At 48.9% G+C, this 13,470-nt stretch carries 14 protein-coding genes; 13 read left to right on the top strand and 1 reads right to left on the bottom strand.

Annotated elements, in window-relative coordinates; genetic code table 11:
• Positions 1-49: 49 nt before the first annotated feature.
• From MKX51_RS27270 to MKX51_RS27215, 12 genes are all read left to right on the top strand, one after another.
• Positions 50-619, top strand: coding sequence for a phosphotransferase-like protein (locus MKX51_RS27270; protein ID WP_445322083.1), 570 nt, complete (start codon positions 50-52; stop codon positions 617-619).
• 167 nt (positions 620-786) lie between these two features.
• The gene (locus MKX51_RS27265; RefSeq protein ID WP_340994565.1) at positions 787-1,716 is read left to right on the top strand and encodes a DUF2268 domain-containing protein; all 930 of its coding nucleotides are present in this window, start codon (positions 787-789) and stop codon (positions 1,714-1,716) included.
• The gene (locus tag MKX51_RS27260; protein WP_340994564.1) at positions 1,691-2,434 is read left to right on the top strand and encodes a MerR family transcriptional regulator; all 744 of its coding nucleotides are present in this window, start codon (positions 1,691-1,693) and stop codon (positions 2,432-2,434) included. The genes MKX51_RS27265 and MKX51_RS27260 overlap by 26 nt, the downstream gene beginning before the upstream one ends.
• Positions 2,435-2,507: 73 nt before the next feature.
• On the top strand, positions 2,508-2,876 hold the full coding sequence (locus MKX51_RS27255) for a VOC family protein (protein ID WP_340994563.1): 369 nt from the start codon (positions 2,508-2,510) through the stop codon (positions 2,874-2,876).
• Positions 2,877-3,047: 171 nt separating this feature from the next.
• Positions 3,048-3,923, top strand: a complete 876-nt coding sequence (locus MKX51_RS27250) for a stalk domain-containing protein (protein WP_340994562.1) — start codon at positions 3,048-3,050, stop codon at positions 3,921-3,923.
• A gap of 16 nt (positions 3,924-3,939) precedes the next feature.
• Positions 3,940-4,272: a hypothetical protein gene (locus MKX51_RS27245; RefSeq protein ID WP_340994561.1), complete on the top strand. Its 333-nt coding sequence runs from the start codon at positions 3,940-3,942 to the stop codon at positions 4,270-4,272.
• Positions 4,273-4,361: 89 nt separating this feature from the next.
• A complete protein-coding gene (gene licT / locus MKX51_RS27240; RefSeq protein WP_340937836.1) occupies positions 4,362-5,219 on the top strand; it encodes a BglG family transcription antiterminator LicT in 858 nt (285 codons plus the stop codon).
• 192 nt (positions 5,220-5,411) lie between these two features.
• Positions 5,412-7,286 (top strand): beta-glucoside-specific PTS transporter subunit IIABC, encoded by a 1,875-nt coding sequence (locus MKX51_RS27235; RefSeq protein WP_340994560.1) that lies wholly within the window; start codon positions 5,412-5,414, stop codon positions 7,284-7,286.
• A gap of 24 nt (positions 7,287-7,310) precedes the next feature.
• Positions 7,311-8,720 carry a glycoside hydrolase family 1 protein gene (locus MKX51_RS27230; RefSeq protein WP_340994559.1) on the top strand — a complete coding sequence of 470 codons (1,410 nt, stop codon included), beginning with the start codon at positions 7,311-7,313 and terminating at the stop codon, positions 8,718-8,720.
• Between the two features lie 148 nt (positions 8,721-8,868).
• A complete protein-coding gene (locus tag MKX51_RS27225) occupies positions 8,869-9,978 on the top strand; it encodes a WG repeat-containing protein (RefSeq protein WP_340994558.1) in 1,110 nt (369 codons plus the stop codon).
• A gap of 42 nt (positions 9,979-10,020) precedes the next feature.
• Positions 10,021-10,269 carry a hypothetical protein gene (locus tag MKX51_RS27220; protein ID WP_340994557.1) on the top strand — a complete coding sequence of 83 codons (249 nt, stop codon included), beginning with the start codon at positions 10,021-10,023 and terminating at the stop codon, positions 10,267-10,269.
• An 86-nt stretch (positions 10,270-10,355) separates the two neighbouring features.
• Positions 10,356-11,111, top strand: coding sequence for a class I SAM-dependent methyltransferase (locus MKX51_RS27215; protein WP_340994556.1), 756 nt, complete (start codon positions 10,356-10,358; stop codon positions 11,109-11,111).
• On the opposite strand, the gene MKX51_RS27210 is transcribed toward MKX51_RS27215, so the two are convergent.
• The gene (locus MKX51_RS27210; protein WP_340994555.1) at positions 11,112-12,491 is read right to left on the bottom strand and encodes a hypothetical protein; all 1,380 of its coding nucleotides are present in this window, start codon (positions 12,489-12,491) and stop codon (positions 11,112-11,114) included.
• 181 nt (positions 12,492-12,672) lie between these two features.
• On the opposite strand from MKX51_RS27210, the gene MKX51_RS27205 reads away from it, so the two are divergent.
• On the top strand, positions 12,673-13,338 hold the full coding sequence (locus MKX51_RS27205; protein ID WP_340994553.1) for a VOC family protein: 666 nt from the start codon (positions 12,673-12,675) through the stop codon (positions 13,336-13,338).
• The last annotated feature ends 132 nt before the right edge of the window (positions 13,339-13,470 follow it).

Below are 13,470 nucleotides of genomic sequence, written 5' to 3'. Positions count from 1 at the left end.
ATGGTTTATAATGGATGGATGAATAGGAGGGAACGAATTGAATAAAGGTATGTTGCTTGTTCTAAATGGAACTTCAAGCTCCGGGAAGAGCTCCATCTCGGCTGAACTTACGAAACAGAAAGAGATTCCGTTTTATCATGTATCGATTGATGATTTTTTCATGAATTACAATGATTTCATTAATCATAAATTTCCAGACGAGCCTGTACGGGAAATAGACCATCAGGTGGTCTCGCAAATACTGGATGACTCCATAGTCTCCGTGTACTACTCGACGATTAAGCTGTTATCCGAAATGGGATTCAATGTCATCGTGGATACCGTATTCGACAACGATAAGAGATTTAATGAGTTTTGGGATCATTTTGCTGATCGGACTACGCTGTTTATTGGTGTCCTATGCTCCCGGGAAGAGCTCATCCGAAGAGAGCAGGCCAGAGGGGACCGGCAGATTGGTCTAGTGGATGCCCAGTTCGACATCGTCTATCGTTTTGATGAATATGACCTTGAAGTGAACACGGAAGAGCTGACTCCGGCAGAATGCGCCGAACAGATAATTAACTATATTAAGTCCAATCACGAATACTCGGTATTTCAGAAATTGCGCAAAAGAGCCTAATTAACGGCATGAAGAACAAGCTTCTGTAAGTAGATACTCCCCACATGGCAGGCAGGTGAGATGGTTAAACCTGTTAACTGTATGGGGAGTTTTTGCTATGTGCTTGACTATGACGTTGCGTCATAGTGCATAATTCACGGTAAGAACAGAAGACGGGACGTGACAAGATGAATATTACAGCACTGCGTTCAGACTACATTTATCAACAGGTGATTCAAGCCCCGCCAGAGGACAAGCTGGAGTTATTCCGGCAGGAAATGTTGGCTCCCTTTATGAAACAATGGCAAATTCAACAGATTCCCTTTAGAGCTGAAGAAGCAAATGGTTTTGACGCGATTTCGTTTAATAGTGGTATGATGAACCGGGCACCTGATCAGATGACCCCGAATATTTTACCTGAGGTCGAGTGGATCTCTGCGGATTCGTTCTGGTCCGGGTGTGAGCAAGCCGTAACCACAAGTCTCCGTCAATTTATTGAACATGGAATAAGTCTTCCTGTATCTGATTATTTATTCACTGTGCAACTGGGAAATCCGGAGAATCGTGCTTTGACTATAAACGAAGGGTATAGCGGCTTTGGGGGGATTCCCGGGTTTATCTGGATTACGCTTTTGCCCAATGAGCATAATATTTCCCGAATGAAGGCAGCGCTGGCGCATGAATGCAGTCATAATGTCCGCTATCAATACATTCAGTGGGACCACACGGTTGATCTGGGCGAGCTTATTGTAAGTGAAGGATTGGCTGAAAACTATGCTACCTCCCTGTTTGGTGAAGAATTGCTGGGACCGTGGGTAACGAGAACCGATACGGAACCCCTTAACAGGCGTATTAAGCCCGTGCTCCGCGAGCAGCTTCAACTAACCGGATTTCATCAATTTGCCCCGTATCTTTATGGTGACGAGCTGGCAGAGCTTCAGAACTTTCAGCCGGTCAATATGCCCTACAGTGCTGGTTACGCGTGCGGGTATCATTTAATCAAGTATTACTTGAGAAAAACCGGCAAGACAATTTGGGAGGCCACCATAATGCCTGCTGCGCAAATACTGGAAGAAGCAAAGGGATTCTGGGATGAAGAAACCATTATTAGCGGTTAAAGATATAGTGCGGATTACAGGCATTACGGCCCGGTCCCTGCATTTCTACGATAAAATCGGTTTATTTAAACCTGCCCAGCTAACGGAAAAAGGTTATCGCTTATATGACCGCAGCAGCCTGGAGAAACTGCAAACGATCCTAATCTTGAAGGAAATGGATTTTTCCCTGAAAGAAATTGCGGACATTGTAAAGCTGACCCGGGAAGAACAGAAGCAAGTATTGCAGAAACACAGGCAAACGTTATTCGCAAAAAAACAAAGGCTGGAAAATATCATGACGGCTCTGGATGAATATGTCTCTGGGAATGATGTCAGTACTTTGCGTATTTTCGACCATTCTTCTATCCTGCCTTTGAAGGAACAGTATGCGAATGAGGCAGAACTCATTTATGGCGAAACAGAGGCATACCAAGCCTATGATGAAGCGATGGCCAAGATGTCGGCAGAGGATCAATCGAGGTACTTCTCCGGTTTTGAGGAAATATTCAAGCGCATTGTGGCTTGTTCCGGTCAGGAACCTTCCTCCGCTGAAGTCCAGCAGTTGATTGAGGAATGGAAAAGCATTTTAATGCAATTCATGCCATGTGATGCGGAGCTGCTTGCTTGTATAGCCCATAATTACAAATACGATGCCCGGTTCAACAGCTATTTCAATCAATTTAAAGAGGGGGCGGCAGATTTTCTGTATAGTGCGATAATGTATAACATCAGCTACTGACATAACGCTGTCAGGAAGGGTGGGTATAATGAAGACTATATTAACCTACAAACGCGAATATTAGGAGGCTATTATGTCAGTCATTGGACCCGATTTCATCTCACTTCAGGTCAGGGATCTTGAAGGCTCTGCTGAATTTTATCAACACTATCTTGGACTCGTCCGTTCACAGGCGGGCCCGCCTCATGCGGTGGTTTTTGACACCAAGCCTATTGCATTTGCACTTCGTGACCTCATGCCGGGAGTCGAGCTCAGTACGCGGACTCAGCCTGGACTTGGAGTTGCGCTATGGCTCTATGCCCCAGATACGCAAGTCATTCACGATAAACTCGCAGCAGCAGGCGTCAAAATTACATCCGCACCCATCGACGGCCCCTTCGGACGTACCTTTACCTTTGCTGATCCGGACGGTTACCTGATTACTCTTCATAGTAAAGGCTGATTCCATTAATACCATATTACTGTAAGTTAATTACTCCCCACACGGTAAACAGGTGAACTAATAAATCCTGTTGCTAAATGGGGAGTTTTTGTTTGACTGAATTGTATTTTCTTAGAGAAATCAGATGCGAGAGAGTAATTTGTGGTGAATTATTTAAGAGGAGGAAATATTATGATGAAAAAATGGACAATTGCATTGCTTTCATCCGTACTTCTTTTACTGCCTTTAACAACAGGGTCTAGTTATGCGGCTGAGGCACAAACATCTACAACGATTAACAATGGTCAAATAAACAACGGACGAGTCATAATTCCCTTACGTGCTGTCTCCGAAAATCTTGGCGCAAGCTTGGAATGGTTTCAAACAGATAAAGTTGTTAAAATCAAAAACGGCAATTCGACGATATGGCTTGCAGCAAATTTCAAACGTGTGATTATTGAATCTGCTCCATCGAGTGAAACTCCAGATACACCGTCACGAAAATATGTCGATTTGGATACTGCAACACAAGTCATCAAAGGAACAACTTATGTCCCTCTTCGTTTTGTTAGTCAGTCGTTAGGAGCAACGGTAGTGTGGAATCAACTGTCTAAACAAGCAACAGTAACAGCGGGCAACAAAGGATTGGTTGTTAATATGGAGACCCCATCTATTCAAATTCCTGAAAAGAATAAAGTTTCTGAAGCACGTTTGAAACTTCTATCTGATAAATTAAATCAAGCCTCAAATGTATCTTCAATTAAGAATGTAAATTCAACCTTTAAACCGTACTTCACGGATAAATTAATGAAGTCTATTACTCAGAACAAAGGATTGAAAACAGCGGGTACTTATGAAACGCCTGTCACTTCACCTATTTATACCAGTAAGAATTCTGCCACACTTTCACAATCTGTAATAATAGCGAATGGTCTTACAGGTGAAGATCAATATGCAGAAGATCGGACAGTCTCGCTAATATTCGCGAACGGAACTTGGAAGGTGGATAGCGTCACCAAGGGGTCTAGAGTTCTGATTTCGGGCTTCTCTGATTATCATCCACAGTGAACAGGAGGTGAGGCATATGAGTCCAGGGGTGAAGTGGTCGGCCTTTTTCTTATCGCTGCTGGGTATTGGACTAAGTTTCCTGTTTCTGTTTTTTAATCCATACAGTGATCAGGTGGTAACCATCAGCACACAAGTGGTTGTGGTCCTCATGCTCATAGTACCTTCAGCCGTCATGGCTATTTCAATCTGGCGTGGTCTTCGCTTACTTATGGCCATTTCGTTGGTCTGGCTGGCACCCTATTCCTTCTATTTTGCCATTGCAACTATTCCTAGTATTTGGAACGTATTTTTCCCGATCCTATTGGTTCAATTCGTGGCTACCATTTTAGTACCAATACGTTCCAAATGAACAGAAGCCCCCACCCCTTGTCTTTTCTAACACCACTGTGTTATCTTAGGATATATTTTCAGGGAGATATACAGAAGAGGTGAAGCACCATGATTATCCGGCAGATTTTCAATAACAATGTGATTCGGGCTGAAGATCAGGTCGGACATGAATACGTTGTCATTGGGAACGGATTAGGCTTTAAAAAGAAGGCGGGGCAGCGGGTCGAAGAGGAACGGATTGAGAAGACCTTCATGCTGAAGCCTGAGAAGGTTCCGCGTAAATTGATTGATCTGATCGGGGAGACGTCTGCTGAATATTTCTCGCTGGCCGATGAGATTATTGCTCACGCTAAGGCGGAGATGGGTGACATCTTCAACGACAATATCTATATTACGTTAATTGACCATATTCATTTTGCGATTGCCCGCTACCGGAAGGCGATGAATCTAAAGAACGCGCTGTTCTGGCAGATCAAGAAGTTCTACCCCAAGGAGTTCGCTATCGGAGTGCAGGCGCTAAGCCTGATCCGCAAGCATTTTGACATCGAGATGGATCAGGATGAGGCGAGCTTTATTGCGATGCATTTCGTGAATGCCCGTCAGGATGGGCAGGAGATGCAGCGGACGGTTGAGGTGACCAAGGCGATGAGCGATATCTTCAGCATTTTGACAGAGGAATACCAGGTTAAGCTCAATGAGAATTCGTTCAATTATTCCCGGTTCTTAACCCACCTCCAGTACTTCCTCCAGCGCATGATCAGCGGGGAACAAGAGCGGTCCGCATTAGGCGACAACTTCTTGTACGATCAGATTAAGGTGAAATTTCCGCAGGCTTTTGCGTGTACGGGCAAGATCAACCGCTATCTGGAGGAGACGTACGGGAATGCCATGTCCATTGACGAGAAGGTCTATCTGACGATTCATATTCAGCGCGTTACCTCAAGAGATATGGACCCGTTGGATTAAAAAGGAATTCAAAAAGGGCTTGCAAACGATTACTTATTCCGCTATATTGGAGTCACAACTTAAATCTAAGGATTGTTACTGCTACAGCAGGCGATACCTAAACGAGATGTGGATCACACCGGTGTGATCTCACAACTTTCGTTTAGGTTTTTTTTATGCCAATTTACGGCGGTAAAGCAAAGGAGAGTCAGCATGGATAACAAAAAAATGTCGGAAGACATCATCCGTCTCGTAGGCGGGGAGCAGAATATTAACGATCTAGTCCATTGTGCCACCCGGCTGAGATTCAGCCTCAAGGATAACAAGAAGGCCGAGCGGGAGACGCTGGAGAAGCATCCGGGCGTCATTACCGTGGTGGAGAGCGGGGGGCAATTCCAGGTTGTCGTTGGCAGCAATGTAGCGAATGTCTACGCCGAAATTGTCAAGAATACCAGCTTCCTGTCCAGCACCTCAACAGATGCGCAGAATTCCGGCCAGAAAACCTCGGCAGTGTCGAAGGTGTTCGAGGTTATCTCCGGGAGCTTCTCCCCGCTGATTCCCGTGATGGCCGGATCAGGGATGCTGAAGGCGTTACTGACGGTACTTACACTGCTGGGCTGGATGTCTGATTCAGGCGATGCCTACAAGATTCTGTCTGCGGCCGGCAATGCCGTCTTCTACTTCCTGCCTATCTTCCTAGGAATTACCCTGGGCATCAAGTTAAAAGCGAACCCTTACGTAGCAGGAGCCATAGGGGCGGCGCTGATGGAACCGAACTTTACGGCGATGCTGGAGGGAGACGGTGCCCATTCCTTCCTGGGAATTCCGGTGGTGATGGTCAGTTATGCCTCCAGTGTCTTCCCGATCTTCATTGCGATTAGCATCTATGCCTTGCTGGACAAGCTGCTTAAGAAAATCATACACAAGGACCTGCAGATCTTCATGGTTCCGATGCTCTCGCTGATGATTATGGTTCCGCTGTCGGTGATCGCCTTCGGTCCATTCGGTACAAGTGTCGGCGACTGGATCGCTTCCGGTGTGACTTGGCTGATTGGCGTAAGCGGCATTCTGTCGGGGGTTGTACTTGGCGGAGGGATGACCTTCATGGTTGTGTTCGGACTTCACTGGGGCTTCACTCCAATCACGCTGCAAAATATTGCGAACGGCGGTGACCCGATTGAAGCCATGGCTTCAGCAGCGGTGTTTGCCCAGATCGGGGTGGCCTTCGGGATCTTCCTGAGAGCCAAGAAAGACCGGAACCTGCGGAGTATCGCCGCCTCTTCCGGGATTACTGGACTGCTGGCCGGTGTCAGCGAACCGATTGTATACGGCCTGATTCTCCGCTACAAGCGGGTGATTCCAATCGTTATTATTGCCGGGGCGCTGGGCGGAGCGATTAACGGACACTTCGGTGTACTGTATACGGCGTATGTGTTCCATAATATTTTCTCGATTCCGGTGGAGCAGCCGATGTCGATCTTCATTGTCTCGATGGTTGTCTCCATGGGGACAGGGCTGCTGCTGACCTGGCTGTTCGGATATGAGAGTAAGAACAAATTGGAGGCTTCCGCTTCGGCAGCCGCGCCTGAACAGATTCAGCCGGACAAGCCGGCAGCACCAGTGGTGGACTTGAAAAAGGAACTGATTTTCAGCCCGCTGACCGGCGCAGCCTTCCCGCTTAGCACAGTGCCGGACGATGCGTTCTCCACCGGGGCCATGGGCCGGGGGCTGGCGATTGATCCGGTCATCGGGGAGGCGGTCTCTCCTGTGGACGGGACGGTGACCTCCATTTTCCCGACAGGCCATGCAATTGGCATCACATCCGCAGCCGGAACAGAGCTGCTGATTCATATCGGAATTAATACGGTTGGCCTGAAAGGCAAGCACTTCACACCAGTGGTCAAGGAAGGTGACCGGGTGAGCCAAGGTGATCTGCTGATCCGCTTCGATCTGGAGCAGATCCAGGCGGCCGGGTATCAGACGATCACGCCGGTGATCGTAACCTTAACGACCAAAGAGGTCGAGATCTTCGAGACGAACCAGCAGCAGATTAAGCAGAACGAAGTGCTTTTGACATTGGTGGATTAATACAAGACATAGGAGGAATTGGGTATGCTGCACAAACAACTTCACGCTTTTCCAGAAAATTTCTTGTGGGGGGGCTCTACTTCGGCTTATCAGCTGGAGGGCGCCTGGAATGAGGACGGCAAAGGGCCTTCCGTCATTGATCTGGCCAACCATGTGGAAGGGGTAACGGACTTCAAGGTTGCCAGTGACCACTACCATATGTACAAAGAGGATGTTGCTCTGATGGCGGAAATGGGCTTCAAGGCCTACCGCTTCTCCATCGCCTGGAGCCGGATCTACCCGCAAGGAGACGGAGCCGTCAATCCGAAGGGGCTTGAATTCTACAGCAATCTGATCGACGAGCTGCTTAAATACGGCATTGAGCCTATCGTCACGATGTACCACTTCGATCTGCCTTACGGGCTGGAAGAGCGGGGAGGGTGGTCCAACCGGGCGACGATCGATGCTTTTGAACAATATGCCAAGACACTGTTTGAGAACTATGGTGACCGCGTAAAGTGGTGGCTGACCATTAACGAACAGAATATGCTGATTCTGCACCCGGGATCGATCGGAACCTTGAATGAGAACATGACCGATCCGCAAAAAGAGCTCTACCAGCAAAACCATCATATGCTCGTTGCGCAGGCGAAGGCTATGGTGCTGTGTCATCAGATGCTGCCCGGTGCGAAAATTGGTCCGGCCCCCAACATCGGTGTCATTTATCCGGCCAGCTCCAAGCCTGAGGATGTGCTGGCCGCAGACAACTATGCTGCGATCCGCAATTGGCTCTACCTGGATATGGCGGTCTACGGACGCTATAACCATATAGCCTGGAGTTATCTGGTGGAGAAGGGCTATGAGCCGAAGATTGAGGAAGGGGATATGGACATCCTCCGGCAAGGCCACCCGGACTTCATCGCCTTCAATTACTACACTTCGCAGACCGTAGGGGAGAGCAAAAATGACGGCAACGACTTCTCCCACACGGGCGATCAGCACGAAATCGTCGGCGAGCCGGGAGCGTACCGGGGATCGGTGAACCCTAATCTGCAAACTACGGAGTTTGGCTGGGAGATCGATCCGGTCGGCTTCCGGACAACGCTGCGCCAGATTTATTCCCGTTACCATCTGCCGTTGATTGTGACGGAGAACGGGCTGGGGGCATTCGACAAGCTGGAGGAAGACGGAACCGTAAATGATGCCTATCGCATCGATTTCTTCCGCAAGCATATCGAACAAATTCAGCTCGCGCTTACCGATGGGGTAGATGTGTTCGGCTTCTGTCCATGGTCAGCGATCGATCTGGTCAGCACGCATCAGGGCTCCAGCAAACGCTATGGCTTCATCTATGTGGACCGTGAGGAGTTCGACCTGAAGGAGCTGCGCCGCATCCGCAAGATGAGCTTTTACTGGTATCAGAAGCTGATTGCGTCCAGAGGCGAGATTCGCTGATTGTAATTACACAGGGTTGTCCCGGTAGCCACGAGAGGCTGCTTGGGGCAGCCCTCTTTTTTTCTTCCAAATCATGCACAACAAAACCGGTACAATCACCGTCTATACTAAAGAATGGAGAATAGCCTCTGAGGAGAGTGAACCACAGGTGTTTAAAAAGCTGGCTTTAACCCTATTAATGACGACGATGGTGTTCAGTGCAGGCATAGCGGGTCCATCACAGGATAAGGCTCAAGCCGCCAGTGCGGGCACTGTGCAGGCGAAGACGGCCGATCAATTGTATCCGGTTGAAGTGAACGGGAAATACGGCTTCATCAACGGCAAAGGCACAGTAGTCATCGAAGCGGTGTATGACGGATACGGGTATTCAGGAGTACCTGGAGGAACGCTGTATGTTGAGGACCATGCGGCTAAAAAGCAATATTATTTCAGTTCAGCAGGCACCAAGCTGTTCGAATATAAGCTGAGAGATGCCGGCATTCTGTATAATGACCGCGCCCTGTATACAGCGCAGATTCAGACCGCTGGTGGAGCTAAGGCGACCCGGTACGGGTATATCGACAGTCAAGGCAAGGTGGCCATACAGCCAATCTACGTCCGGGCATTTAATTTCTCCGAAGGTCTGGCCCGGGTCAATATGGGCAAAGCCTCAGGGTACATTAACACAAAGGGCAAGCTTATCGTTCCGTACCAGTATAGCTCGACGACTGATTTCTCTGATGGCATGGCGGCCGTTACGCTTGCCGTTGGCGGCAAATACGGCTATATCGACACTACCGGCAAGCTTCGCATTACGCCCCGGTATGATTATGCCACACCGTTTTCCGACGGGGCGGCAGCCGTGTATGTGAACGGAAAATACGGCTACATCGACAAAAAAGGCAATTACCTGATCAAACCGCAGTTCAGCATGGCGCAGCCGTTCTCGGAAGGACTGGCGTTCGTCGAGCGCAATGGAGTCACCTTCTATATTAATAAGAAGGGCACCAAAGTCATCCAGGGATTTACGGCCGGAGGGTTGTTTAAGGGCGGTCTGGCTTCGGCCAGCCCGGGGCAGCGGTACGGCTATATTAATACCTCCGGCCGCTTCGTGGTCAAGCCGCAACTCTATTGGGCCGCTGATTTTAACGGTGAATTGGCGGAAATCACCCTGCTGGTTCCGGATACACGCGAGGAAATCAGAGGGTACATGAACCGCAGCGGAACCATCGTCTGGCCGCCGGCTTCCGGGCTTCCGGCCGGAGTGGTGAAACCGTAACATAACTAAATCAGTCAAGGGTAGAGGAGGCAATAATATTCCATGGGCAACGACTTATACAGAAAACTAGGGGCAGCCTTTCTGATTACGGCCGCGTTAATCTACACTATCGAACGTGTCGGGACTTTGATCGCTCGAAATTATGAAATTTCTGCGTTATACCAAGCGCAAATGTACGATGCCCAGCCTAAAACTCCTATCGCAGGCTTCTTCGATAATATCTTTGTGCCCATTCTTACGTTAATTGGTGTGATACTATTCGTATACGGTTTTCCGAAGAAAACAAAATAGGTAATGAAATCTGGAAAACTTCTCTATTATTATATGGAATTCATCGGTATCCTTGGATTACGAACTAGATAGGAGAGTGAACAGCGATGAACAATGGTGAAAGGTTTTCGAACCGGGTCGATTCCTATTTGAAGTACCGCCCAAGCTATCCACAAGCGGCTATTGATTATTTGTACAACGATATTGGTCTGCACCCGAACAGTAAAATAGCAGATATCGGTTCAGGCACAGGAAGCCTGTCCAAGCTGCTTCTGGAACGCGGCAGCGAGGTAATCGCGGTCGAGCCCAATCAGGCCATGCGTGAAGCCGCAGAGCAAAGATTATCCAGCCATCCGGGCTTTCAGAGCAGATCAGGGTCTGCGGAAGCTACCGGGTTACCGGATCAGTCGGTTGATTTTATTGTTTGTGCACAGGCCTTTCACTGGTTTGACCAAGCAGCCGCGCAAACGGAGTTCCGCAGAATACTACAGCCTGGCGGGAAAGTCATACTCATATGGAATTCCCGGCTTACACACGGTACTTCATTTCGTAAAGAGTACGATCAACTGCTTCACACCTACGGAACCGACTATGAACAAGTGAATCATAAAAACATTTCTCAGGCGATGCTTCGCTCCTTTTTCAAAGAGAATACGATGCATAAAAGCCAGTTTGAAATGACTCAGGAGTTCGATTTCGAGGGTCTGAGCGGCCGGCTGTTATCCTCCTCCTATAGCCCTGTTCCCGGACATCCGAATTACAATCCGATGATGACAGAGCTGCAGAATATATTTGACAGGCATAATCAGGGCGGTGTGGTTCCATTTGAATATGAGACTGAGATTTTTTGGGGAGAAGTATAGTCAAAAGGTATACACATGATCCTTAATATCCGCCCAGACCAGCGTTCCATCCGGCATCCAGCCCAGCAATGTGCCTGCGGATACGAACGTGAAGGTCCGCTCCTGTGTGTCGTACACCTGAATGGCGCCTGTGCCGGATTTGAAGGCTGCGAATCGGTTGTCCGGTGACCACTTCAGCCCGGATAGCAACAGGTCATTATGCGGCTGCCGCTCATGAGCTTTGAGATCCTGCTTCAGCTGGTCCGTAATGCGCTCATCCTGCATAACCGATGAGGTTCCGCTTCCGGTACTGTACCGGTTTTGGCCCAGCGGGTTCTTCTCATTTCTGTCTACGGGAAGAAGCAGATGCGAATCGTCCTCCCAAGTCAGAGAATAGACGAACAGGAAGCCGTCACTATGGGAGATGAAGGCGGTGTTCTGCTGCGAATGCAGTATTTTCCCCTTCTGATCCAGCACCGTTAGATCCGCCCCAGGTCCAATGTATTCGTCATGGGCAGTTAATACAGCTATGCGCTTGCCGTCAGGCGAGGAGGACATGCCGTAGACCGGCTTGCTGAATACATGAAGCTTCGTACGGGTGAAGTCCTTCAGGTCTACACGATACAGCGTCTTATTGCCCGAGATCATATAAGTGAAATCCCCATAGAAGCGGTCAGAATACATCTCATGGTAACCATAGTCATTGCCGTAGGCATCCTTCTCCTGAGCAAAAACCGGAATCTCCAGCGCCTCGCCTGTCAGGGCGTGCACCAGATGATGCTTCTCCTGCCCGTAGAACAGATAGGAGGGTGCAACCGATTCCCGGGTCTGAATGGACTTAATCCAGCCCGTGTTCCAGGCAGGTACTACGCGCTGGGTGCCGGAGGTGACGCCTTGGAACAACAGACTGCCCTCGCCGTCTCCAGCTCTGATCACTACCGTGTTACGGTACGGCTGCTCTGTACTAGCATACTTGCGCCCGTCTGTGGTGACGGCTTCGTCCAGATTGAACGTCCCGGACCAGACACTGCCCTCATCGAGATGCAGGCGGATTTGCACAAACCGCGGGGACTCCCATTCCAGCGTGTAACGGAATTCAGTCTCCGGGTCACTGGATTGCAGACTATTCTTTATCGCTTGCTCCAATGATTTTTTATCGATATCGCTGTTCGACTTCACTTGTATCAGTTGTCCACCGCCGCTGATCACTTTCAATTGCTCAATATAGAGCAGCGGCTCCTCCTCGCTTGAAGGTGCTGAAGTGGTAGGTGTGGCTGACATAGCCGTGGGTGACCCTTCTGCGGGTGAGGATGGGGAAGAGCCGTTCACACCAGCCTTGTCTGCCCCCTGACACCCTGAGAGCAGAGCTGCCGCCAGCACAATTGCTGCCATATAGCGCATATAGAAACCTCCTGTAATGTTCTATTGTCCTATTGTTTTCAGAGAATAGATAGATTTTCCATATTGTTATGGACGCGGATGCTGCACAGAAGTTGCAGATGCGGGTTTGACTTCAATGTTCTTCATGGATACCATGGAAGCAAAGATCTGGCTGTTATGCCACAAACAGAGGTGAGCCTAAGTGATAAGAGAAGTAGAGATGCAGACCCATTCCTTACAGGGAATGAAGGACTTTTATGAGAATACTCTTGGGCTGACGGTAGTCCAGGGACATCGGGCATCCTTCAGTGTACGAGCGGGCGAGTCCAGTCTAACCTTCAATGAGTCTGATCCAAGCAGACAGCCGAAATATCATTTTGCTTTTAATATTCCTGAGAATCAGATAGATGAAGCGTTGCGGTGGATTACTCCTAAGGTGTCTGTCATTCCTAATGAGGGCCAGGAGGTTGTGCACTTCGAGTCTTGGAATGCCGATTCCATCTATTTCTATGATCCGGCAGGTAATATTGTAGAGCTGATTGCCCGGGACAATCTGAACAATTCCGCCAATGAAGCCTTTTGTCCAGCCAGTCTGTTATGTGTAAGTGAGATCGGTCTGCCTGTACCCGATGCAGAGGAGGCGCTGCTCAAACTATCCCGGGTAGGAATCGTTCCTTGGCAGGACTATAGTAACCAGTTCGCTGCTGCCGGTGACGAGCATGGGTTGATTATTGCTGTGAAGCAGGGCCGGGTCTGGTTCATGTCCGATCAGGAGGAAGCCTATCCGCATCCGCTAACTATTAAGACGGCTGTTTGTGAGATCACGCTGGATGATACAGAGGGGGTGCAGGTCCGGGGGCTTCGTTAAGCTAACCGTACAGAATGAGTATAAAGGTACAAACATATAAGAATGAACTAGGCAAATGAACCTTTTCCCCGCTCCGTTTGTTTATAACTTGCCAGGCTCTGAGGAGTGAAGCTTAACAACCAAAGCGGGGGG

The sequence above is a fragment of the Paenibacillus sp. FSL M7-0420 genome (genome assembly GCF_038002345.1).
Classification (GTDB): Bacteria; Bacillota; Bacilli; order Paenibacillales; family Paenibacillaceae; genus Paenibacillus_AQ.
This window is presented reverse-complemented; position numbering and strand designations above follow the sequence as displayed.